We start from the raw sequence: 22,064 nt of genomic DNA, 5'->3' as shown, positions 1-22,064 counted from the left end.
CCAGCGATCGATCCAGTCCGGCGGACATCATAGCCTCCCTGCGCGGGAGGCGAACCGCAACCCGGGCGCCGAGGACCACCCGATGGGCAGCCTGAAGAACAAGATCGTCAGCGCCGACGAGGCCGCCGCCATCCTGCAGGACGGCGACATGGTCGCGGTCTCGGGCTTCGTCGGGATCGGCACGCCCGACGAGCTGATCCTGGCGCTCGCCCGCCGCTTCGAATCCGGCAACGGCCCGCACGGGATCGGCCTGATGTTCGCCGCCGCCCCCGGCGACGGCAAGGAGCGCGGCCTCAACAAGCTCGCGATCCCGGGCCTCGTCCGCCGCGTCGTCGGCGGCCACTGGGCGCTCGTGCCGAAGCTCGGCGCCATGGCGGTGGCGGGCGAGATCGAGGCCTACAACTTGCCGCTCGGCGTGGTCTCGCACCTCTACCGCGAGATCGCCGCCCACACGCCGGGCCACATCACCAAGGTGGGCCTGCGCACCTTCGTCGACCCCCGTCTGGAGGGCGGCAAGCTCAACGCCGTCACGAAGGAGGACCTCGTCAGCGTGGTCGAGCTCGGCGGCGAATCCTGGCTCCACTACAAGGCCTTCCCGGTCAACGTCGCGCTGATCCGCGGCACCACGGCCGACCCGGCCGGCAACATCACCATGGAGCGCGAGGCGCTCACCCTCGACAATCTCGCCGCCGCCATGGCGGCGAAGAACTCGGGCGGCTTCGTGATCGCCCAGGTCGAGCGGCTCGCCGAGGCCGGCTCCCTCAACCCGCGCGAGGTGCAGGTGCCCGGCGTGCTGGTCGATTGCGTGGTGCTGAGCACGCCCGAGAACCACCGCCAGACCTACGGCACGCCCTACAACCACGCCTTCACGGGCCGCCAGCGCGTGCCGCTGGACCGCGTCGCCCCGATGGCGCTCGACACCCGCAAGGTCATCGCCCGGCGCTGCGCCTTCGAGCTGCCGCCCGGCGGCGTGGTCAATCTCGGCATCGGCATGCCCGAGGGCGTCGCGGCGGTCGCCGCCGAGGAGCGGGTGCTCAAGTACCTGACGCTCACCGCCGAGCCGGGCGTGATCGGCGGCCTGCCGCAGGGCGGGCTGGATTTCGGCGCCGCCCTGAACCCGGCCGCGGTGCTGCATCAGAACCAGCAGTTCGATTTCTACGACGGCGGCGGCCTCGATCTCGCCTGCCTGGGCCTCGCGCAGTGCGACGCCGAGGGCAACGTCAACGTCAGCCGGTTCGGCAAGAAGCTCGCGGGCGCGGGCGGGTTCATCAACATCTCGCAGAACGCCAAGAGCCTCGTCTTCGCCGGCACCTTCACGGCCGACGGCCTCAAGGTGGCGGTGGAGGACGGCGGCCTCCGGATCCTCAGCGAGGGCCGCTCGCGGAAATTCATCGCCGCGGTCGAGCAGGTGACCTTCTCGGGGGCCTACGCGGCCGAGCGCGGCCAGCCGGTGCTCTACGTGACCGAGCGCTGCGTGTTCCGCCGGACGCGGGCCGGCATGGAGCTGATCGAGGTCGCGCCGGGCATCGACATCGCGCGCGACATCCTCGGCCAGATGGGCTTCACCCCGATCGTGCAGGATCCGCAGCCGATGGATCCGCGCCTGTTCCGCGAGTCCGTGATGGCGCTGGAACCCTGGCTGCTGGGCCTCTCGCTGTCGGAGCGGATCAGCTACGACCCGGAGCGCAACATCCTGTTCTCAAACCTCGAGGGCTTCCAGGTCCGGACCATCGACGACGTCGAGCTGGTGCGCCGCGAATACGAGCGCGCCTGCCAGGAGATCGGCAGGAAGGTCCACCTGATCGCCAATTACGACGGGTTCGAGATCGACCCGACGGTGAGCGACGCCTACTTCTCGGCGATCGCCTATCTCGAAAACCGCTATTACGAGACCGCGTCCCGGTATACCACGAGCGCGTTCTTGCGATTGAAACTCGGCGCCTCGTTGGCGAGCCGCGACCTGGCTCCCCATGTCTTCGAGACAAAAGCCGAGGCGCAGGCGAGGAATACGGCCCAGAGCGTGCCTCTCAAGCCGCGGCCCGGCATGTCCCAGCCCGACATGCCGCGGCCGCCGAAGGAACCGTTGGATGCCTGAGTTCGAGACCCCCTCCCTGAAGGACCGCGCCCTGCTGGTCGATGCCTGCCTGATCGGCGGCGCATGGTCGAAGGCCGGTTCCGGCAGCATCGACGTCACCAACCCGGCGACCGGCGCGCTGATCGCCAAGGTGCCGAATGCCGGCGCCGACGAGACCCGGCAGGCGATCAAGGCGGCGCACGAGGCCTACCCGGCGTGGCGCGCCAAGACCGCCAACGAGCGCGCCGTGCTGCTGCGCAAGCTCGCGGCGCTCGTGACCGAGCATCAGGAGGATCTGGCGCAGATCCTCACCGCCGAGCAGGGCAAGTCGCTGACCGAGTCCCGCGGCGAGGTCGCCATGTCGGCCGCCTACGTGCTGTGGTTCGCGGAAGAGGCGCGCCGCGTCTACGGCGACGTGGTCCCCTCCCCCTGGGGCGACCGCAAGATCCTCGTCACCAAGGAGCCGGTCGGCGTCGTGGCGGCGATCACGCCGTGGAACTTCCCGTCCTCGATGATCGCCCGCAAGATCGCCCCGGCTCTGGCCGCCGGCTGCCCGATCGTGATCAAGCCCGCCTCGCAGACCCCGCTCTCGGGCCTCGCCTGGGGCGTGCTGTGCGAGCGCGCCGGCTTCCCGGCCGGCACGGTCTCGATCCTCACCGGCTCGGCCCGGGCGATCGGCGCCGAGATGACCGGCAACCCGCTCGTCAAGAAGATCACGTTCACGGGCTCCACCGAGGTCGGCAAGGTGCTGCTGGAGCAGGCCGCCCACACGGTGAAGAAGGTCTCGATGGAGCTCGGCGGCAACGCGCCCTTCATCGTGTTCGACGACGCCGACCTCGACAAGGCGGTGGCGGGCGCGATGCTCGCCAAGTACCGCAATTCCGGCCAGACCTGCATCTGCACCAACCGCTTCCTGGTGCAGGACGGGATCTACGACGCCTTCGCGGAGAAGATGGCCGAGGCGGCCAACCGCCTGAAGGTCGGCAACGGCGTCGAGGACGGCGTCGCCCAGGGGCCGCTGATCGACATGGCGGCCGTGGAGAAGACCGAGGCCCATATCCGCGACGCCGTGGAGAAGGGCGGTCGGGTGGTGGCGGGCGGCCACCGCCACGCACTGGGCGGCCAGTTCTTCGAGCCGACGGTGATCACCGGCGCCACCCCCGCCATGGCGGTGGCCCGGGAAGAGACCTTCGGGCCGCTGGCGCCGCTGTTCCGCTTCCGCGACGAGGCGGAGGCGATCCGCATGGCCAACGACACCGAGTACGGGCTCGCCTGCTACTTCTACACCCGCGACCTCGGCCGCACCTTCCGGGTCGCGGAGGCGCTGGAATACGGCATGGTCGGGATCAACGAGGGGATCATCACCACCGAGGTGGCGCCCTTCGGCGGCGTGAAGGAATCCGGCCTCGGCCGCGAGGGCTCGTACCAGGGCATCGAGGATTACCTGAACACCAAGTACCTGTGCGTGGGCGGCCTCGGCGCGTAGGGCCGGGGCACACGCCGGTCCGGATCGGGACCTGACGGGTTCTCCCTCCCCCCGCGCAGGTGGGAGGGAGAACCGGCGGGGCCTACTTCCCGCTGGGCGCAGCGCCGCTGCCGGTGGCGCCGTTGCCCGAGCTGCTGCCGACGGGGGCGCCGGGCGTGCTGACCCGCGGGCCGCCGCTGGTGCCGGGCGCCATGCCGGCGCCGGTGGACCCGGTGCTCTCCATGGAGCCGGTCCCCGTCCCGGGGCCACCGACCGCGCCGGACTTGTTGACGTTGCCCTGGTTGGCGCCGCCAGTCTGCGGCGCCTGGGCCAGCGCCGCCCCGGACGTGGCGAGAACGACGGATGTGGCGAGGGCGAGGATCGTCTTCGACATGGGACCTCCTGACAGGTCGTTGGTCTGCGGTGTCAGGCCAACCCGGGCGCGCCGGGATGGTTCGGCCGTCCTCAGCGGACGCGCGCCTCGCGCCACGCCGTCCAGGGCCAGCGCCGGGGTTCCCCGCCGGCCGCCGGCGCGATCGAGACCGTCGCGGTCCGGCCGCTCACCAGCCGCGGATCCGCCGTGCCGCCGTCGAGGCTGATCCGCACCGGGATGCGCTGGGCGAGGCGCACCCACGAGAAGGTCGGGTTCACGTTCGCGAGCAGGTTGGAGGCGTCGCTGCGGCCGGTCTCGCCGATGCCGCCGGCGATGCTGGCGACGTGGCCGCGGAGCGCCCCGTCCTCGCCCATGAGCTCGACGGTCACGGGCGCGCCGACGCGGATCCGCGGCAGCTTCGTCTCCTCGAAGTAGCCCTCGATCCGGACGGTGTCGCTGTCGATCAGCGCCATGACGCCGCGTCCGGTGGTGACGTAGGCGCCCGGCCGCAGCTCCATGTTGGTGATCCGGCCGTTGACCGGGGCGCGCACCGCCGAGCGCTCCAGGTTGAGCTTGGCGAGGTCGCGATCCGCCAAGCCCTGCTCGTAGGCGGCCCGCGCCGACAGGTCGGCCGCCTTGGCGGCCTCGACCCGCTGCTGCGACACCGCCGCGTCGGAGAGCCTGCTGTAGCGGGCGTAGTCGGCCGCCTCCTGCTCGGCGGTCGCCTTGCGGCCCTCCACCATCGCCTCCGCCTGCCGCAGCCCCAGGCGGAACCGGTCCGGATCGATCCGGAACAGGATGTCGCCCTTCCGCACGACCTGATTGTCCTCCACCAGCACCTCGGTGACGAGGCCGGAGACGTCGGGGGCCACCGCCACCACGTCGGCGCGCACGCGCCCGTCCCGGGTCCAGGGGGCGTCCATGTAATAGTCCCACAGGCCGAGGCCGACGATCAGCGCCGCGGCGACCATGCCGAGGGTGACCAGGAGGCGGCCGAGGGCGGAGAACAGGGCGGTCATGGCAGGGTCCGGTGGGCGAGGGTCACCACGCCGCCGAGCAGGACGACGTAGAGGGCGAGGTCGAAGAGCGGCCGGTGCCAGACGAGGCGGTAGAGGCCGGTCGCCGCGAGCAGGCGGCGCAGCGGCAGGCCGAGGGCGAAGGCCAGCGCCATCCAGAGGGCGAGGCCCGGTACGAACACGCCGCAGAGGTCGATCTCGCCCATCATGCCGCCATCTCCCGGTGGTCCAGGGCTGGCGCCGCCCGGTAGGCCGGCGCGTCGGCGAAGAGCCCGCGGCGCAGGCCGGTGAGGCCGATCAGGGCGGCGCGCCGCTCCGGCGACGGGGCCGCGCCCGCGACGGCGTCGAGCGCCTCGTCCAGCGCCGCGAGCAGCGCCGCGTCCGGCCGGTCGGTCCGGCCGCGCAGCTGGCGCGCCGCCAGCGCGAGGACCCGGTCGACGGTGTTGCGGGCCGGGCCCGTCAGCCGCCGGCGCACCCGGCGGACCTCCACGAGGTTGATGCCCACCCGGACATCGGCCAGCAGGTCGCCCACGGAGGCGGACGTGTCCGCGGGCAGGCTCGCCAGCCGCGGCGCGATCAGGCCGACGCGGTCGAGCATGAGGGCCGCGAGTTCGAGCCCGTGGCCGGCGCCGCGCCCGGCCGCGGCGGCCGCGAGGCTGCGCCGGTTGATCCCGATCAGCCGCCGCGCGCTCCAGCCGGCGCCGACCGAGCGGATCACCCGGGTCACCGCGGCGGCGATCCACATGCCCACCACCGAGGCGATCACCCCGTTGGCGAAGGGCGCGAAGTCACCGCTGTAGCCGTTCTGGAGGGCCAGCAGGGTCGCGCCGTTCAGCGCCGCGCCCATGCCCATCGGGGCGGTGCGCGGCTGCGTCATCATCAGGCCGCACAGGATCAGGGCCGGCGCGAGCGCGAGGGCCAGCATCTCGAAGGAGGTGGCGAGCGGCAGCACGGCGAACAGGTAGAGGCCCGCGCCGAGGGCGCCGACGATCGCCGAGTTGGCGAAGCTCAGGATCTGCGGCGCGGGATCGTCCTGCGCGGCGAACAGGCAGCAGGCGACCGCGCCCATCATCGGCGCCGCGGAGCCGTCCGGCCAGCCGGTGGCGATCCAGACGGCGCAGCAGGCGAGCAGGCCCGCGAACACCCCGAAGGCCGAGAACGCGGCCAGCCCGTGGTCCCGGTGGCGGATCGACCGGACGCGGGCCGTGTAGGCGAAGGCGAGCGGCGCGCGGGGCGCGGTGCCGGCCGCGAGGTGGCCGCGCAGTGCCCGCAGATCCTGGCGCAGGTCGATGACGTCGCGCAGGCGCGCCGCGAGGCTCGCGAGGAGGAGCGTGTTCCAGTCCGGCGCTCGGCCGAGGGCGGGCTCGAACCCGTCGATCCGGTCGCGCAGCCGCGCGGCGCGATCCGGATCGTCGACCTCGTCGGCGAGCCAGGCGATGAGGTCCGACAGGAAGGCCCGGACCTGCGCCGGAACAGCGCCGGCTTGCTCGAGGGCGGCGACGCGGTCCGCCACGGCGGCGACGATCGGCAGGACCATCAGCATGTGCTGACGGAGGGGCGCGAAGGCCTCGGCGGCGCGCTCCGCGCCCGTCGCCTCGTTGCGCAGGGCGAGGCCGAGGGCGTCGAGGCCGATCGCGTCCGAGGCGAGGCGCAGGCGCCGGCCCTGGCTCGGCCCAACGGCCTCCGGCGCGCGGGCGGCCGCGAGGGCGCTCCGGATCCAGGCCCGGGCCTCCGCCGACCAGTCGTTCAGCCGTCCGACGATGAGTGGGGCCGCCGATTGCGGCACGATCAGCGTGGCGGCAAGGCTGGCGCAGACGATGCCGAGGGAGATCTCCTCGGCCCGCGCCACCGCCGTGTCGAAGATCGCCCCGGGATCGTCGACGGCGGGGAAACCGATCAGCGCCGCCGTGTAGCCGGCGAGCATCGGCAGGTAGCTCGCGGGGGTCCGGTCGAGGAGGGAGACGTAGAGGCAGAGCGCGACCCAGAGCGCCACCGCGAGGCTCAGCAGGAGCGGCGCGTTCACGAGGTTCGGCACCAGCACGACGCTGACCGCCGCGCCGAGCACGGTGCCGCAGACCCGGTACGCGGCCTTCGCGCGCGTCGCGCCGGAGAGGACCTGGCTGGTGATGTAGACGGTGCCGAGGGCCCAGTAGGGCCGCGGAAGGTCGATCCAGAGCGCGAGGTACAGGGCGAGCATCGCCGCCGCGTAGGTCTTCAGCGCGAAGGCCCAGTCGCGCCATCCGGGGAGGGTCACGACACCGGCTCCGGCTTGTGCGCCTCCGCGGCCCCGACGGCAGAGCGGCGCCGGTGGCGGCCGGTGGTCAGGGGGGCGGGGGTGAAGGCCTGCTGGACTCGCCCCAACGTCGTCGGGCCATCGATGCCGGTCACAACCTGATCCACCGTCGCGAGGAGCCGGCGAGGTCACCGGATCAATCGGCTCGCACGCCGATAGATAGCCTCATATCGATCTCGATTGAGGGATGCCGCGAGGGGATCAGGGCTGCGCCGGAAGAATGAGTCGACCCATGACTTGGGTTTGCTCTGCGGCGGGCGCATATGATCCGGTCGCTGCACGGGGCGCGTCCGGACGCGCAGCCGCGGTCGCGGCGATCCCCGAGCCGCAGGCCGGATCCCGCGATCGCGTCGTCAGGCCGAGTGGCTGTTGTGGATCTGGTCGAAGTCGAGGGACGCCGTGTCGATCACGATCTGCGTGCGGCTGATGACCTCGAGCTTGCGCAGGATCTCCGAGACGTGCGCCTTCACGGTCGAGTCGCCGACCTGGAGCTCGTGGGCGATCTGCTTGTTGAGCTTGCCCTGACGGATCATCATCAGGACCCGCAATTGCTGCGGCGTCAGCCGGGCGAGGCGCTCGGCCAGCGGCGCCTTCTTGGACCGGGGCGCGGGCGCGCCGGCCTCGGCGAGCCCGGGCGGCAGGAACAGCGCCCCGCTCATCACCTCGGTGATCGCCCGGGTGAGCGTCGCCTTGTCCATGGCCTTGGGGACGAAGCCCGCCGCCCCGTGCTGCAGGGCCTCGCGGACGATGCGCGGATCCTCGTGGCCGGAGACGATCAGGATCGGGATGCGCGGGAAGCTCGCCCGGATGGTGATCAGCCCGTCGAAGCCGGTGACGCCCCGCATCGACAGGTCGAGGAGCGTCAGGTCGATGCCGCGGTTCGCGGCCAGCACCGCGCAGGCCGCCTCGATCCCGTCGGCCTCGTGCAGCACCGCGTCCGGGTGCGCGAGGCGGATCGTGGCCGCCAGGGCGTCGCGGAACAGCGGGTGGTCATCGACGATCAGGAGATGCACGGAGACCTCGGTCCTTCGCTCGAGATCCTCACAGGATCCGCCGAATACGCGGGCGGGAGGTCCGAAGGTGATCGATGCGGCCCCGGGGCGCAAGCGGGTGTTGAGACGACAGCCCGGCCCCGGGACCTGGGCGTGCCGGCCCGCGGGGACCGGCACGCTTTCGGTTGCGGGCCCTCAGCGCGACGCCACCGTCTTCGGCAGCTTGAACGCCCAGAAGCTGCCGCCCTGGTTGATGCCGGCCGTCGACTTGGCGACCTCGCCGCCCCAGAGCGGGACCGCGCCGCCCCAGCCGGCCGCGACGCCGACCCACTGCTCGCCGTCCTGCTCCCAGGTGATCGGCGAGGAGACCACGCCGGTCCCGACCTGGAACTTCCAGACCTCCTCGCCGGTCTTGGCGTCGAAGGCCTTCAGGAAGCCCTCCGGTGTGCCGGTGAAGACGAGGTTGCCAGCCGTGGTGAGCACGCCGGCCCAGAGCGGGGCCTTGTTCTTGTACTCCCACACGACCTTGCCGGAGGCCGGGTCGATCGCCTTGAGCGAGCCGATATGGTCGTCGAAGACCGGCTTGATGGTGAAGCCGGCGCCGAGGTAGGCGGCACCCTTCTTGTAGTTCACCGGCTCGTTCCAGATATCCATGCCCCACTCGTTGGAGGGCACGTAGAACAGCTTGGTGTCGGGGCTGTAGCCGATCGGCATCCAGTTCTTGCCGCCGAGGAAGCTCGGCACCGCGAAGACCGACTTGCCCTTCTTGTCGTCGCCGGTCGCCTTGCTCGGGTCGCCGGGGCGGTTCTCCTCGTTGTAGATCGGGCGGCCGTTCTCATCGATGCCCTTGGCCCAGTTGATCTTCTCGACGAACGGCGTCGCCGAGATGAACTTCCCGTTGGTTCGGTCGAGGACGTAGAAGAAGCCGTTGCGGTCGGCGGTGGCGCCGGCCTTGATGGTCTTGCCGCCCTTGTTCAGGTCGAACGGCACGAACTCGTTGACGCCGTCGAAGTCCCAGCCGTCGTGCGGGGTGGTCTGGAAGCCCCAGACGATCTCGCCGTTGTCGGGGTTGAGGGCGAGTCGCGAGGAGGTCCACTTGTTGTCGCCCGGCCGGAGCCAGGAGTTCCAAGGGCCGGGGTTGCCGGTGCCGAAGTAGATCAGGTTGGTCTCGGGATCGTAGGTGCCGCCGAGCCACGTGGCGCCGCCGCCGAACTTCCACATGTCGCCGGGCCAGCTCTCGTTGACCTTGCCGGTCATGGTCGAGGGCTTGCCGTTGAGCTCGCCCATGTGGCCCTCGATCACGGGGCGCTTCCACACGACCTCGCCGGTCTCGGCGTCGCGGGCCTCGATCCGCCCGATCACGCCGAACTCGCCGCCCGACACGCCGGTGATGATCTTGCCCTTCACGATGATCGGGGCGGCCGTGTAGCTGTAGCCGGCCTTGAAGTCGTCGATCTCCTTCCGCCAGACCACCTTGCCGGTCTTGGTGTTGAGCGCGACGAGCTTGGCGTCGAGCGTGCCGAAATAGACGTTGTCCTTGTAGAGCGCGGCGCCGCGGTTCACGACGTCGCAGCAGGGCAGGATGCCCTCCGGCAGGCGGGCGTCGTACTCCCACTTCTTCTCGCCGCTGCGGGAATCGATCGCGTACATGCGCGAGTACGAGCCCGTGACGTAGATGATGCCGTCCTTGACCAGCGCCTGGCTCTCCTGGCCGCGCTGCTTCTCGCCGCCGAACGAGAACGACCACGCCGGGACGAGGCCCTTGATGTTGTCGCGGTTGAGGGTCTTGAGCGGGCTGAAGCGCTGGGCCTGCGGGCCGAGGCCGTAGGTGACCACGTCGCCGGGCGTCTTGGCGTCGTTGATGATGTCCTGCTCGGTGACCCCCTGGGCCATGGCCGGCAGGGCGCCGCCCGCCACGAGGGCGGCGACGCCCACCGCGGCGAGGAACCGGGTCCGCATTCTCATGACGTGTCCTCCGTGGTCGGCCCCGGTCCGTGTGGCCGGGGCATCCGGGTTTCGACGCGGGCCGCACGAGTCGCGGGGCGCCCCCTTGGAGGACGAAGCTATCGGGCTTCTCAGAGAAGTCTTATTGGCCATTGGTCCAATAAGGCCACTCTGCGGACCGGCGAATGCAATGTATTCGTCGAGATCGGCGCTCGGATTGGCGCGAATCCGAGGGAGGTCTCGTTCGGGAGATCTGATGTTCGCTCTTACCGTCATCGCGAGCGCAGCGAAGCGACCCAGGGCAGCACAGCATCCCACGATGGCGCGCTGTCTGGATCGCTTCGCTGCGCTCGCGATGACGTATGCGCTCAATACCCCTTCGGCGGCGCGTACGTGACGCCGTAGCTCTCGCAGATCGCCCTGAGCCGACCCTCCGCGTTCAGTGCCGTGATCGCGTCCCCGACCGCGTAGGCGAGGTCGCGGGAATCGGTCCTCACCGCGCCGCCGATCTCCCAGCGCGTTTTCACCAGCCCCGTCGACGGGACCGTGGCGATCGGGTTGTCGTCCTTCGGGGCCTTCGCGGCGGAAAGGGCCGCCTCGATCGCCGCGCGGCTCCCGGCCAGGATCGGCGCCTCGCCGGCGAGGTAGGCCTTCGCGGCCTCCTCGAAGCTCCTGTAATGCTTCAGGTTCGGGCGGAAGCGGCCGCCCTGGGCGGTCAGCAGCATCAGGTCGGCGGCGCCCGTGCCCTCCAGCGCGACGCTCCGGTCGCCGATGTCGTCGAGGCTGTCGAAGCCGTCCAGCGCGCCCTTGCGGTACGCGAAGGCGATCTCCTGCTCGAAATACGGCGCCGTGAAGAACACCTGCTCATTGCGCAGGGCGAGCTGCCGGTCGGTGGGCACGTGCAGCATCAGGTCGGCGAGCGGCGTGCCGGCGAGGTCGCCGCGCCACAGGTTCAGGCGCAGGTCGCCGTCGACGTTCTCGCCGGCGTCGACCACGCGCAGGTCGAGCTTCACCTTGAGCCTGTCGGCGATCGCGCGGGCGAGATCGACGTCGATCCCGCGGGGCTTGCCGGTCTCCTCCCCGGAGAACGGCGCGTTGTCGCCGTAGACCGCCACCCGCAGGGTGCCGTCGGCCACGACCTGGTCCAGGGGGCGCGCGGCCGCCTCCGGCTGGAACCGGAGGGCCGCGAGCAGGCCGCAGGCGAGGAGGAGCCGCGCGCTACTCCTCATGCTTCGACTCGATGTAGCTCCGGATCGCCCACAGGCCCTCCTGCGAGATCACACCCTCGAAGGCCGGCATCTTGGTCACGCCGTTGATGACGGCGCCGTGCTTCATGCGCTCGACGAAGTACTCGTCGCCCTCCTTGCCCTGCGGCAGGTAGCGCAGGTCCGGGGCGAGGCCGCCGGAGATCATCTCCAGGCCGTGGCAGCGGGCGCAGTTCTGGTTGAAGCCCGAGGCGCCGATCGCGATGGCGTGCTTGTCGCCCTTGTAGGGGTTCTCGGCAACCCACTCGGCGCCAAGCGGCTTGAGGCCGTCGGTGTTGACCGGCTGGGGCTGGACGTCGCCGTGCCCGAGGGCGCCGCCGGTCGCCAGCGCCAGTCCCAGCGCCGCGAGCACGCCGCCCGCCGCCGTCTTCATCGTGCGCATCCGCCCCTCCCGTCGTCGTTGCACGACGGTTAGCAAGTACCGGGCGGCGGACCCATTATGCTTTGGTACGGATCGGCCAGATTAGCGCCATCCACCACTTGTGTTGCACTGCATCAAACCCGGTTTGTGCACCTTGGTCTAATATCGGAGGGCGCAACTCCGCTCCTAGACTCCCGGCCAAAGACGAGCGCCGCGGGGCTGGAGGAGACGGGCGGGGATGGTGTCCTCCGGTGCGCGGCGGCCCGGGATGCGCGGCGGGCCATGGGCCGGCCTGCGGCGCGCCGTCGTGCTGGCGGCCGTGGCGGCCATGTCGACCCTGGCGCCGGTCGCGCAGGGGCGGGCCGCGCCCGCGCCGGCGGGCCCGCCCCTGACGATCCGCTACCTGGAGCGGCGCGTCGAGCGGCCGGCGCCGCTGAACAACGAGGACCCGATCCCCGACGACGAGGGCGCCAAGGGCGCGGAACTTGGCCTGCGCGATTCCAACGCCACCGGCCGGTTCCTCGGCCTCGGCTTCGACCTCGGCACCACGATCGTCGAGCCGGGCGCCGACATCCGCCAGGCCTTCCGGGATCTCGCCGACCGCCGCTTCGTGGTGCTCAACGCCCCGGCCGCCGACATCCTCGCGCTGGCCGACCTGCCGGAGGCGAAGGGCAGCGTGCTCCTCAACATCGGCGCCCCGGACACGCGCCTGCGCGACGCCGAGTGCCGCCGGAACCTGCTCCACGTCCTGCCGTCCCGCGCCATGCTGGCCGACGCGCTGGTGCAGTTCCTGGCGTTCAAGCGCTGGGCCCGGATCCTGCTGGTCACCGGTCCGGAACCGGGGGACGCGCTCTTCGCCGAGGCGCTGCGGCGCAGCGCGAGGAAGTTCGGCGCGCGGATCGTCGCCGAGACGCGCTACGACCCGCAGGGCGGCGACGTCCGCGACACGGCCCTGCGCGAGTTCGCCCTGCCGACCCGCGGGCCCGAGCACGACGTGGTCGCGGTGGCCGACGAGGCCGGCGCGTTCGGCGCGAGCCTCAACTACAACACCGCCTCGCCCCGGCCCCTCGTCGGCACGCAGGGCCTCGCGCCGGCCGCCTGGGGGCGGCCCGTGGAGGCCTGGGCCGCCGTGCAGCTCCAGGGGCGGTTCCGGAAGCTCGCCGGGCGCGCCATGCGGCCCGTCGACTGGGCCGGCTGGATGGCGGTGCACGCCGTCGGCGAGGCGGCCGTGAAGGCGCGCAGCACCGACCCCGCGGCGGTCCGCGCCGCCCTGACGGCGCCTGGCTTCGAGATCGGCGGCTTCAAGGGCCGCCCCCTGAGCTTCCGCGCCTGGGACGGGCAGCTGCGCCAGCCGGTCTTCCTGCTCTGGCCCGGGGCCGTCACCGCGACGGCGCCGATCGAGGGCTTCCTCCACCACCGCACGGAACTCGACACGCTCGGCCTCGACGCGCCCGAGAGTGCCTGCCGCGCCTTCTCGGGGACGTCAGAATGACCCGGCTCGCCGCCCTCGCGCTGCTGCTCTGCCTCGCGGGCCCCGCGCGGGCCGAGGAGATCTTCGTCTCGAACGAGCGCGACAACACCGTCTCGGTGATCGACGGCGACAGCCTGGAGGTGCTGCGCACCTTCCCGGTCGGGCGTCGGCCCCGCGGGCTGACCTTCTCGCGCGACGGGCGGTCGCTCTACGTCTGCGCCAGCGACTCCGACGCCGTGCAGGTGATCGACCCGGAGACCGGGCAGGTGCGGCACGACCTGCCCTCGGGCGAGGACCCGGAGCAGTTCGCCCTGGCGCCCGACGGGCGCACCCTGTTCATCGCCAACGAGGAGAACGCCACCACCACGGTGGTGGACGCGCAGACCCGCCGGGTGCTGGCGCAGATCGACGTCGGCATCGAGCCGGAGGGCGTCGCGGTCAGCCCGGACGGGCGCACGGCCGTCACGACCTCCGAGACGACCAACATGGTCCACTGGATCGACACGGCGACACTCGCGGCCGTGGACGCGACGCCGGTCGGGCAGCGGCCGCGCTTCGCCGCCTTCACGGCCGACGGGTCCCGGCTCTGGGCGTCCTCGGAGATCGGCGGCACCGTGTCGGTGATCGACGTCGCCACCCGCGCGGTGATCGCGACGATCGAGTTCGCCGTGAAGGGAATCGCGGCCGACCGGATCCAGCCGGTGGGCATCCAGATGGCGAAGGACGGGCGCCACGCCTTCGTGGCGCTGGGGCCGTCCGACCGGGTCGCCGTGGTGGATACCGCGACCTACCGGGTGGAGAGCTACATCCTGGTCGGCCGCCGGGTCTGGCAGCTCGCGCTCAACGCGGCGGGCACGCGGCTCTTCACCACCAACGGCGTCTCCGGCGACGTGACGGTGATCGACGCCGCGACGTTCCGGCCGATCAAGACCGTGAAGGTCGGCCGCTTCCCCTGGGGCGCGGCGGCGCGGCCGATGCCTTCGGCGCAGGCGACGGACGGGCGCGCCGCCGGTGCGGTGCCGTGACAGTCTGGCTGACGCGGACCCAGGCATCCGCCTCCCTCGTTGGAGGCTTCCGGATCCACACTGGGGGCTGGGCCACAGCGGAGCCGAAGGACACTCGGGTCCCCTCTCCCGTGCGGGAGAGGGACAGGGTGAGGGATCAGGGCCGTCGGGACGAGGCGCGAGGCGACCGCGGGTCAAGACCGTGCTCCATCCTGAAACTCATCGTCCCTCACCCCGACCCTCTCCCGCTCGGGAGAGGGGGCCCGTCGCGCATTGCCGCCGGCGTCGGTGCGCGACCCGGGCCTGTGACCGACGCGGCCTGGGGCGGAGGCAGCCAGATGACTCGGCCGCTGCGGAGCGCACCGTCTCCCAGGCCGCCCGCGCCGCGCACCGCCCTGGCCCGGGGCGCGGGCCTGCTCCTGCGCGCCGCGCTGCTCCTTCTCGCCCTGCTCCTGCCGACCCTCCCGGCCCGGGCCGGCCAGCTCGATCGCGCGGGCGTCGAACGCCACTTCCCGCCCCCGCTGGTGGTCGGCGAGAAGGACGACAGGCTCCCGGTCTGGCCGATCCTGAAGCAGCAGGCCGGGTCCTACGAGGTCTTCGCCTACGCGTTCGAATCCGTCGACCTCGCGCCGATCCCGGGCTTCGGGGGCACGCCCCCCGACCTGCTGATCGCGCTCGCCCCCGACGGCACCTTCCGGGACGTGACGGTGCTCGCGCACCACGAGCCGGTCTTCCTCGAGGGGCTCGGCCCGGAGCCGCTCCTCGCCTTCGTCGAGCAGTATGCCGGCCTGTCGGCCCGGCAGGCGATCCGGGTCGGGCGGCCCAACGCGCGGGCCGCCGGCGCCGCGCCGCAGACCACCGTCGACGGCATCTCCATGGCCACCGCCTCGACCCGGGTGATCAATCAGTCGATCCTGGCCTCGGCGCTGGCGGTCGCCCGCGCGAAGCTCGGCTTCGGGGCGGCCAATGTCGGCCTGAAGGTCGAGGCGAAGCTCGACCTCTACGAGCCCCTGACCCTGGCCGAGCTTCTTGCCCGGGGCTGGGTCCGGCGGTTGACGGTCACGAACGCGGACGCCGCCGCGGCCTTCCGGGGCACCGGCGTGGCCGATCCGTCCGAGGGTCCGGCCGACGCCGTGCTGACCGACCTCTACGTCGCCGCCCTGGACCCGCCCTCGATCGGCCGCAACCTGCTGGGGCCGGCGCGCTACGACGCGCTTATGCGCGAGCTCGGCGCCGGCAACCACGCCGTGATGGTCGTCAGCGCCGGGCCGGAGGACGCGCCCGAGAACCCGGTCGGCGACCGGTTCGTGCTGGGCGCCGTCCCCGACCGGCTGGCGATCGGCCAGGCCGGCCTGATCGTGAACGCCCGCGACATGGCGGTGGAGCGCCGCGACGCCGGCCTCGCCGAGGGGCTGCCGCCCGGCCCCTGGACGATCCTGCGGATCGACCAGGCCGCCGGCTTCGACCCGTCCGCGCCCTGGGTGCTGACCGAGACGATCGTCCGCGAGCGCGGGCAGATCCTGTCGGAGAAGATCGCCCGGACCTTCACGGTCGAGACCGCCCTGCCCGCCGACCTGTTCACGCGGGTCCGGCCCGATGACGGGCCGAGCTGGACCGACCCCTGGCGGGCCCGGGCGCCCGAACTCGCGCTGATCGGGCTGATGCTCGCGGTTCTGGTGCCGGTCCTGAGCCGCCAGCGCGGGCTGGTGGCGGACCAGCGCCGCTTCACCCTCTTCCGCCTCGGCTTCCTGGCGCTGACGCTCGGCTTCGTCGGCTGGTACGCGCAGGCGCAACTCTCGATCGTGACCCTCGTCGGCCTCGTGCGGGCCGTCACCGTGACCCACGACCTCGCCTTTCTGCTATACGACCCGCCCTCGCTGGTGCTCTGGGCCTTCGCGCTGGCCGCCCTGGTCGCCTGGGGGCGCGGCACGTTCTGCGGCTGGCTCTGCCCCTTCGGCGCGCTGCAGGAACTCGTCGCGCTGCTCGCCCGGCCGCTGCGCATCCGCCCGGTCGCGGTGCCGCCCGGCCTCGACCGGGCGCTGCGGTCGCTGAAATACGTCGTGCTGGCCGGCATCCTCGGTGCCGCCGCCGCGGGGTCGCCCCTCGCCGACAGCCTGTCCGAGGTCGAGCCGTTCAAGACCGCCGTCACCCTGTACTTCATCCGGGCGTGGCCGTTCGTCGCCTACGCGGCCGGGCTGCTGGTGCTCAACCTGCTCGTCTACAAGGGCTTCTGCCGCTACCTGTGCCCGCTCGGCGCCGCCCTCGCCCTCCTCGGGCGGGTCCGCGTCCTCGACTGGATCCCGCGCCGGGCGGAGTGCGGCTCGCCGTGCCAGCTCTGCAAGGTCCGCTGCCGCTACGGCGCCATCGCGCCCTCCGGCCGGGTCGACTACGCCGAGTGCTTCCAGTGCATGGAGTGCGTGACGATCATCCACGATCCCGGGCAGTGCGTGCCGCAGGTCGTGGCGCGCAAGCGGGGCCGCCGCGCCGCGCCCCGGCCGGTGACCGTCGGATGAGCGCGCTGCCGCCCTTCGCGCCGGCCCGGCGCCGGCTCCTCGTCGGGGCCGCGGGGCTGGCCGCGCTCGGCGGCGTCGCGGCGTTCCGCGCCGCCGCGGCGTCGCGCGGGCTGGCGCTGCGCACCCGCGCCGGCTTCGCCTTCGGCACCACCGTGGCGCTGACCGCCGCGGGGCCCGACGCGTCGGCGATCGAGGCCGCCCTCGGCGACGGGTTCGCGGCGATGCGCGCCGTGGAGGCGGCCGCCAGCCTGTTCCGGGCCGACAGCGCCCTGGCGCGGCTCAACCGGGACGGATCCCTCGAGGCGCCCGACCCGCACCTGCTCGCCCTGCTGCGCTTCGCGCTCGCCCTCGCGGCCGAGACCGGCGGCGCCTTCGACCCGACCGTCCAGCCGCTCTGGCCGGTCTGGGCCCAGGCCGCCGCCCGCGGCGAGCGCCCCGGGGCGGAGGCCCTGCGGGGGGCCCTGTCGCGGGTCGGCTGGCGGCGCGTGCGGGTCGCGACGGACCGGATCGTCCTGGAGCCCGGGACGGCCCTGACGCTGAACGCCCTGATCCAGGGCTACGCGGCCGACCAGGTCATGGCGGCTTTCCGGGCGCGCGGCATCGCGGACGCCTTCGTGGATACCGGCGAGTTCGGCGCGGCGGGCGCGCATCCCGACGGCACGCCCTGGCGGCTCGGGCTGGCGGATCCGCGCGATCCCGGGGCGGTCGCCGCAGTCATCGCGCCGTTCACGGGCTTCGCCGCGACCTCGGGCGACTACAACATGAGCTTCTCGGACGACCGCACCGACCACCACATCTTCGACCCGGCCACCGGCCGGTCGCCGCGCGGCCTGTCGTCGGTGACGGTCACCGCGCCGACGGGGCTCGTCGCCGACGGGCTGTCGACCGCCTGCATGGTCCTGGGCCGCGCGCGCGGCGCGGACCTCGTCGCGGCCCGTCCGGGCTGCGCCGTGCGCTTCACCGGGAAGGGCTGACACATCCGGCCCCGTCGTGCGGGGCGAGCCCCGAACCGCGGCGCGCGCCCTGCCCTCTCGGGGCCGATGGCTCTACGGAGGGTCCGATCTGCGGCGCAGGCCCTGCATGCGCCCGGACCGGAGAGGACCGTCAGGAGACGCGCGTGACCGAAGCGACCGGGCCGTACTGGCCGACGGATGACTGGGCGGAGCAGGACCCGGGTGCGGCGGGGCTCGATGCCGGGCGGCTCGCGGACGCGGTGGCGTTCGCGCAGGCCCACGAGAGCGCGTGGCCGCGCAGCCTGTACTATCCCGACGGGCGCTACGTCGGGATCGTCGAGTGGAACGAGACGGGGCCCTGGAGCGCCGTCGACGGGCCGGTGCGCCCGCGCGGCGGCCCGGCGGGCGTGATCCTGAAGGCCGGCCGGCGCGTCGCCGCCTGGGGCGACACGGCCCGCCCGGACATGACCTTCTCGATCGCCAAGAGCTACCTCGCGGTGCTGGCCGGCCTCGCCCACGACGACGGCCTGATCCCCGACGTCGACGCGCCGGTGCGCGACAGCGTACCCGACCCGCTCCTCGACGGCCCGCACAACGGCGCGATCACGTGGCGCCACCTCCTGCAGCAGTCGAGCGAGTGGCAGGGGACCCTGTTCGGCAAGTCCGATCAGGTCGATCATTTCCGGCAGATCGGCCCGGGCGCCGACAACAGCCGCAAGGGCGCGGCGCGGGCGCTGCGGCGCCCCGGCACCTACTACGAGTACAACGACGTCCGGGTGAACCTGCTGTCGTACTGCCTGATGCGCCGCTTCGGCCGGGCCCTCCCGGACGTGCTCCGCGAGCGGATCATGGATCCGATCGACGCCTCCCGCGACTGGGCGTGGCACGGCTACGACACGGCCTGGGTCGCGGTCGACGGCGCGCGGGTCCAGTCGGTCCCCGGCGGCGGCCACTGGGGCGGCGGCCTGTTCATCGGGGCCGACGACCACGCCCGCTTCGGCCTCCTCGTCGCCCGCGGCGGCGCCTGGAACGGGCGGCAGCTCCTCTCGGAGCGCTGGATCCGCGCCATGCTGACGCCCTCTCCGACGCTGGACAGCTACGGCTACCTCTGGTGGCTGAACCGCGGCGCGGCCGCCAAGCCGGAACTGCCGGCCTCGGCCTTCAGCGCCCTCGGGGCGGGCAACAACGTGATCTGGTGCGATCCCGAGCACGACCTCGTCGCGGTCCTGCGCTGGATCGACAAGGCGGCCCTCGACGGCTTCCTGCTGCGCCTCGTGGCGGCCCTGCGCCCGTAGGCGGGCCGGCGGCGCTAGAGCGTTTTCGGTTTGGGCTGAGTCGGCTTGGTGGGGTTCACGCGGCGCTGGGAGGCTGATTCACTCAGGCCGGTCGACAGCCGGAGTGATGCATGGGCCGCCCCTACAGCTTGGACCTGCGCGAGCGGGTGGTGACCGCGGCTGCGGCGACCTCGCGCCGTCAGGCGGCCGCCCGCTTCGGGGTCGGCCAAGCAACCGCGATCCGCTGGATGGCGGCGCTCGCCGCGACTGGGACGGTGGCCGCCCGGCCGCAGGGGCGTGCCCGCCGCTCCAAGCTCGACCCGTACGAGACGTTCCTGCGTACGCTGATCGACGAGACGGTCGACATCACCCTGGAGGAGATGCGCGCCCGGTTGCAGGACGAGCATGGCCTCACCGTCGGGCTCGGCACGTTGTGGGCCTTCCTCGACGCGCGCGACCTGACGTACAAAAAAAGACGGCCCACGCCGCAGAGCAGGATCGGCCGGACGTGAAGGCCGCCCGGGAAGCGTGGTTCGAGAGCCAGCCCGATCTCGACCCGGACCGGCTGGTGTTCCTCGACGAGACGTGGACCGCCACCAACATGGCCCGCACCCGCGGGCGCTGTCCCCGCGGCCAGCGGCTGCGCTCCCCCGTCCCGCACGGTCATTGGAAGACCACGACCCTGGTGGCGGGCCTGCGCCTGTCCGGGATCGCCGCGCCGTTCGTGCTCGACGGGCCGATCAACCGCGACGCCTTCCAAGTCTACGTCGATCAGGTCCTGGTGCCCGAACTCGCACCCGGGGACATCGTGATCATGGACAATCTCGGCAGCCACAAAGGCCCGGCCGTGCGCGCGGCGATCGAGGCGGCGGGCGCGCGGCTCCTGTTCCTCCCGCCCTACTCGCCGGACTTCAATCCGATCGAGATGGCGTTCTCGAAGTTGAAGGCGGGGCTGCGCAAGGCCGCGGCGCGCACGCGCGAAGGGCTCTGGACCACAATCGGGCGGCTCGTCGATGCCGTTACGCCCGACGAGGCCGCAAACTTCTTCGTCGCGGCAGGATACGACCCCGATTAAACCGAAACCGCTCTAGCGGCCCCGGACGTGATCGACGAAGCTCCGGAGGACCGGCCGCATCTGGCGGCGGCTCGGGTAGTAGAGGAAGAAGCCCGGGAAGGGCGGGCACCACGCGTCGAGGACCCGGATCAGGCGGCCGGCCGCGATGTCGGCCGCCACCTGCGCCTCGAAGAGGTAGGCGAGGCCGGCGCCGCCGCGCGCCGCTTCGGCCACCAGCCCGTCATCGTCGAGGACGAGGGTGCCGGTGACCGGGATCGACTGGGCGATCCCGTCCTTCTCGAGTTCCCAGAGGTAGAGGCCGCCGCTCGGGAAGCGGCGCCGGACGCAGACATGCCGGTGCAGGTCCTGCGGGTCCGCGGGCGTCCCGTGGCGGGCGAGATAGTCCGGCGCGGCGACGATCGCGCCGCGCTGCGGCGGACCGAGCGGCACCGCGATCATGTCCTGGTCCAGGCTCTCGGCGAAGCGGACGCCGGCATCGAACCCCTCGGCGACGATGTCGCGGAAGCCGTCCTGCGCGCGGATCTCGATCTCGACGCCCGGATGCGCGCGGGTGAACGCGACGGCGATCGGCACCAGCAGCATCTCGGCGGCCGACCGCGGCACCGAGATCCGCAGCGTCCCGGTGAGCCGCCGCTCCGCGGCGGTCGCCACCTCGACCGCGTCGGCGATCGCCGCGAGGGCGGGCTCGAGACCGTCGAGCAGGCGCTGGCCCGCCTCGGTCGGGGCGACGCTGCGGGTCGTCCGCGCGAGGAGGCGCACGCCGAGGCTCGCCTCCAGGCCGTTGATCGCGTGGCTCACCGCCGAGACTGAGAGCCCGAGATCGCGCGCGGCGCCGCGGAAACTCCGGCGCGCCGCGACCGCGGCGAAGAGCGACAGGGCGGGGAGGTCGGCGCGTCTCACTGTTGAGCCGCATAGAACAGCCTGCGCCGCAGGTCACGGATTATCGCCGCCGGCGCCCCGTGCGAAGTCCGGCCCGCATCACGGGAGGCCCGCATGGATCACCGCCGACTCGGAACCGAACTCACCGTCTCCGCCCTCGGCCTCGGCTGCATGGGCATGAGCTACGCCTATGGCGGCCAGCCCGAGGGCGAGGCCACCGCCACGCTGCGCCGCGCCGTCGACCTCGGCATCACCCTCTTCGACACGGCCGAGATGTACGGCCCCTTCGAGAACGAGAAGCTGGTGGGCAAGGCCCTGGCGCCGGTCCGCGACCGGGTGATCATCGCCACCAAGTTCGGCTTCAAGATCTCCGAGACCGGCCAGGGTCCCGACCGGATCATCGGCGTCGACAGCCGGCCGGAGCACGTCCGGGCGGTCTGCGAGGCCTCGCTCCGGCGCCTCGGCGTCGACGTCATCGACCTGTTCTACCAGCACCGGGTGGACCCGGCGGTGCCGATCGAGGACACGGTCGGCGCCATGGCCGATCTGGTGCGGGCCGGCAAGGTCCGGGCGCTCGGCCTGTCCGAGGCCGGCGCTGCCACGATCCGGCGGGCCCACGCGGTCCACCCCATCGCCGCCGTGCAGAGCGAGTACTCCCTCTGGAGCCGCGATCCCGAGGCCGAGGTGCTGCCGACCTGCCGCGAACTCGGGATCGGCTTCGTGCCGTACAGCCCCCTGGGGCGCGGACTCCTGACCGGCGCGATCCGCGACCGCGACAGCCTCGCCGCCGACGATTACCGCCGCACGATGCCGCGCTTCGCGGCGGAGAACCTCGCGGCCAACCAGCGGCTGCTCGACACGCTCGCCGCCCTGGCGCGCGACAAGGGCGTCACGCCGGCCCAGCTCGCCATCGCCTGGGTGCTGAACCAGGGCGACTTCATCGTGCCGATCCCGGGCGCCCGCAAGATCCGGAACCTCGAGGAGAACGCGGCGGCGGCCGGTCTCGTCCTGGCCGAGACCGACCTGCGGGCCATCGCGGACGCGATGCCCGCCGAAGCGGTGACCGGCGACCGCTACGGCGCCGCCGGGCTGGCGATGGTCGGTCTCTGAGC

The 22,064-nt window shown here is 72.7% G+C and carries 18 protein-coding genes; 9 read left to right on the top strand and 9 right to left on the bottom strand.

Annotated features, from left to right (window positions below; translation table 11 throughout):
* Positions 1 to 82: 82 nt before the first annotated feature.
* Both ACX9MN_RS13140 and ACX9MN_RS13135 read left to right on the top strand, forming a co-directional pair.
* The gene (locus tag ACX9MN_RS13140) at positions 83 to 2,095 is read left to right on the top strand and encodes an acyl CoA:acetate/3-ketoacid CoA transferase (RefSeq protein ID WP_482959288.1); all 2,013 of its coding nucleotides are present in this window, start codon (positions 83 to 85) and stop codon (positions 2,093 to 2,095) included.
* Positions 2,088 to 3,560 (top strand): NAD-dependent succinate-semialdehyde dehydrogenase, encoded by a 1,473-nt coding sequence (locus ACX9MN_RS13135; RefSeq protein WP_020095068.1) that lies wholly within the window; start codon positions 2,088 to 2,090, stop codon positions 3,558 to 3,560. Before ACX9MN_RS13140 ends, ACX9MN_RS13135 begins: the two co-directional genes overlap by 8 nt.
* 82 nt (positions 3,561 to 3,642) lie before the next feature.
* On the opposite strand, the gene ACX9MN_RS13130 is transcribed toward ACX9MN_RS13135, so the two are convergent.
* The 8 genes from ACX9MN_RS13130 to pedF all read right to left on the bottom strand — a co-directional run bounded on the left by ACX9MN_RS13130 (position 3,643) and on the right by pedF (position 11,804).
* Positions 3,643 to 3,933, bottom strand: a complete 291-nt coding sequence (locus ACX9MN_RS13130; RefSeq protein ID WP_489724665.1) for a hypothetical protein — start codon at positions 3,931 to 3,933, stop codon at positions 3,643 to 3,645.
* 71 nt (positions 3,934 to 4,004) lie between these two features.
* Complete coding sequence (locus ACX9MN_RS13125; RefSeq protein WP_489724664.1) at positions 4,005 to 4,931, bottom strand: efflux RND transporter periplasmic adaptor subunit; 927 nt, start codon at positions 4,929 to 4,931, stop codon at positions 4,005 to 4,007.
* Complete coding sequence (locus ACX9MN_RS13120) at positions 4,928 to 5,137, bottom strand: DUF1656 domain-containing protein (RefSeq protein WP_026605231.1); 210 nt, start codon at positions 5,135 to 5,137, stop codon at positions 4,928 to 4,930. Before ACX9MN_RS13120 ends, ACX9MN_RS13125 begins: the two co-directional genes overlap by 4 nt.
* Positions 5,134 to 7,182: an FUSC family protein gene (locus tag ACX9MN_RS13115; RefSeq protein ID WP_489724663.1), complete on the bottom strand. Its 2,049-nt coding sequence runs from the start codon at positions 7,180 to 7,182 to the stop codon at positions 5,134 to 5,136. Before ACX9MN_RS13115 ends, ACX9MN_RS13120 begins: the two co-directional genes overlap by 4 nt.
* Before the next feature lie 392 nt (positions 7,183 to 7,574).
* Positions 7,575 to 8,234: a response regulator gene (locus ACX9MN_RS13110; protein ID WP_020095062.1), complete on the bottom strand. Its 660-nt coding sequence runs from the start codon at positions 8,232 to 8,234 to the stop codon at positions 7,575 to 7,577.
* A 174-nt stretch (positions 8,235 to 8,408) separates the two neighbouring features.
* Positions 8,409 to 10,178 carry a PQQ-dependent methanol/ethanol family dehydrogenase gene (locus tag ACX9MN_RS13105; protein WP_056527719.1) on the bottom strand — a complete coding sequence of 590 codons (1,770 nt, stop codon included), beginning with the start codon at positions 10,176 to 10,178 and terminating at the stop codon, positions 8,409 to 8,411.
* Between the two features lie 347 nt (positions 10,179 to 10,525).
* Positions 10,526 to 11,386, bottom strand: coding sequence for a substrate-binding periplasmic protein (locus tag ACX9MN_RS13100; protein ID WP_489724662.1), 861 nt, complete (start codon positions 11,384 to 11,386; stop codon positions 10,526 to 10,528).
* Positions 11,376 to 11,804 carry a cytochrome c-550 PedF gene (pedF, locus tag ACX9MN_RS13095; protein WP_489724661.1) on the bottom strand — a complete coding sequence of 143 codons (429 nt, stop codon included), beginning with the start codon at positions 11,802 to 11,804 and terminating at the stop codon, positions 11,376 to 11,378. The genes ACX9MN_RS13100 and pedF overlap by 11 nt, the downstream gene beginning before the upstream one ends.
* Positions 11,805 to 12,021: 217 nt before the next feature.
* Here pedF and ACX9MN_RS13090 point away from each other — a divergent pair, with 217 nt between their 5' ends.
* The 6 genes from ACX9MN_RS13090 to ACX9MN_RS13065 all read left to right on the top strand — a co-directional run bounded on the left by ACX9MN_RS13090 (position 12,022) and on the right by ACX9MN_RS13065 (position 20,073).
* Positions 12,022 to 13,275, top strand: coding sequence for an ABC transporter substrate-binding protein (locus ACX9MN_RS13090; protein ID WP_489724660.1), 1,254 nt, complete (start codon positions 12,022 to 12,024; stop codon positions 13,273 to 13,275).
* Positions 13,272 to 14,279 carry a YVTN family beta-propeller repeat protein gene (locus ACX9MN_RS13085; RefSeq protein ID WP_020095057.1) on the top strand — a complete coding sequence of 336 codons (1,008 nt, stop codon included), beginning with the start codon at positions 13,272 to 13,274 and terminating at the stop codon, positions 14,277 to 14,279. The genes ACX9MN_RS13090 and ACX9MN_RS13085 overlap by 4 nt, the downstream gene beginning before the upstream one ends.
* Positions 14,280 to 14,596: 317 nt before the next feature.
* Positions 14,597 to 16,771: a 4Fe-4S binding protein gene (locus tag ACX9MN_RS13080; RefSeq protein ID WP_489724659.1), complete on the top strand. Its 2,175-nt coding sequence runs from the start codon at positions 14,597 to 14,599 to the stop codon at positions 16,769 to 16,771.
* Positions 16,768 to 17,745 (top strand): FAD:protein FMN transferase, encoded by a 978-nt coding sequence (locus ACX9MN_RS13075; RefSeq protein WP_489724658.1) that lies wholly within the window; start codon positions 16,768 to 16,770, stop codon positions 17,743 to 17,745. The genes ACX9MN_RS13080 and ACX9MN_RS13075 overlap by 4 nt, the downstream gene beginning before the upstream one ends.
* A 143-nt stretch (positions 17,746 to 17,888) precedes the next feature.
* Positions 17,889 to 19,019, top strand: coding sequence for a serine hydrolase domain-containing protein (locus ACX9MN_RS13070; RefSeq protein WP_489724657.1), 1,131 nt, complete (start codon positions 17,889 to 17,891; stop codon positions 19,017 to 19,019).
* Between the two features lie 110 nt (positions 19,020 to 19,129).
* A protein-coding gene (locus tag ACX9MN_RS13065; RefSeq protein ID WP_100250497.1) for an IS630 family transposase occupies positions 19,130 to 20,073 on the top strand; the annotation gives its coding sequence in 2 pieces (ribosomal slippage) (positions 19,130 to 19,466 and positions 19,466 to 20,073; 945 coding nt in all).
* 12 nt (positions 20,074 to 20,085) lie between these two features.
* On the opposite strand, the gene ACX9MN_RS13060 is transcribed toward ACX9MN_RS13065, so the two are convergent.
* Complete coding sequence (locus tag ACX9MN_RS13060; protein ID WP_489724656.1) at positions 20,086 to 20,973, bottom strand: LysR family transcriptional regulator; 888 nt, start codon at positions 20,971 to 20,973, stop codon at positions 20,086 to 20,088.
* 93 nt (positions 20,974 to 21,066) lie between these two features.
* Between ACX9MN_RS13060 and ACX9MN_RS13055 the strand changes: the two genes are divergently transcribed.
* Complete coding sequence (locus ACX9MN_RS13055; RefSeq protein ID WP_489724655.1) at positions 21,067 to 22,062, top strand: aldo/keto reductase; 996 nt, start codon at positions 21,067 to 21,069, stop codon at positions 22,060 to 22,062.
* The last annotated feature ends 2 nt before the right edge of the window (positions 22,063 to 22,064 follow it).

Source organism: Methylobacterium sp. 1A (genome assembly GCF_058072805.1).
This window is presented reverse-complemented; position numbering and strand designations above follow the sequence as displayed.

Coding starts and splice junctions, on each gene's coding strand:
- ACX9MN_RS13085 (WP_020095057.1), top strand. CDS start 13,272: ATGACCCGGCTCGCCGCCCTCGCGCTGCTGCTCTGCCTCGCGGGCCCC.
- ACX9MN_RS13080 (WP_489724659.1), top strand. CDS start 14,597: ATGACTCGGCCGCTGCGGAGCGCACCGTCTCCCAGGCCGCCCGCGCCG.
- ACX9MN_RS13130 (WP_489724665.1), bottom strand. CDS start 3,933: ATGTCGAAGACGATCCTCGCCCTCGCCACATCCGTCGTTCTCGCCACG.
- ACX9MN_RS13105 (WP_056527719.1), bottom strand. CDS start 10,178: ATGAGAATGCGGACCCGGTTCCTCGCCGCGGTGGGCGTCGCCGCCCTC.
- ACX9MN_RS13090 (WP_489724660.1), top strand. CDS start 12,022: ATGGTGTCCTCCGGTGCGCGGCGGCCCGGGATGCGCGGCGGGCCATGG.
- ACX9MN_RS13055 (WP_489724655.1), top strand. CDS start 21,067: ATGGATCACCGCCGACTCGGAACCGAACTCACCGTCTCCGCCCTCGGC.
- ACX9MN_RS13140 (WP_482959288.1), top strand. CDS start 83: ATGGGCAGCCTGAAGAACAAGATCGTCAGCGCCGACGAGGCCGCCGCC.
- pedF (WP_489724661.1), bottom strand. CDS start 11,804: ATGCGCACGATGAAGACGGCGGCGGGCGGCGTGCTCGCGGCGCTGGGA.
- ACX9MN_RS13120 (WP_026605231.1), bottom strand. CDS start 5,137: ATGATGGGCGAGATCGACCTCTGCGGCGTGTTCGTACCGGGCCTCGCC.
- ACX9MN_RS13125 (WP_489724664.1), bottom strand. CDS start 4,931: ATGACCGCCCTGTTCTCCGCCCTCGGCCGCCTCCTGGTCACCCTCGGC.
- ACX9MN_RS13100 (WP_489724662.1), bottom strand. CDS start 11,386: ATGAGGAGTAGCGCGCGGCTCCTCCTCGCCTGCGGCCTGCTCGCGGCC.
- ACX9MN_RS13135 (WP_020095068.1), top strand. CDS start 2,088: ATGCCTGAGTTCGAGACCCCCTCCCTGAAGGACCGCGCCCTGCTGGTC.
- ACX9MN_RS13075 (WP_489724658.1), top strand. CDS start 16,768: ATGAGCGCGCTGCCGCCCTTCGCGCCGGCCCGGCGCCGGCTCCTCGTC.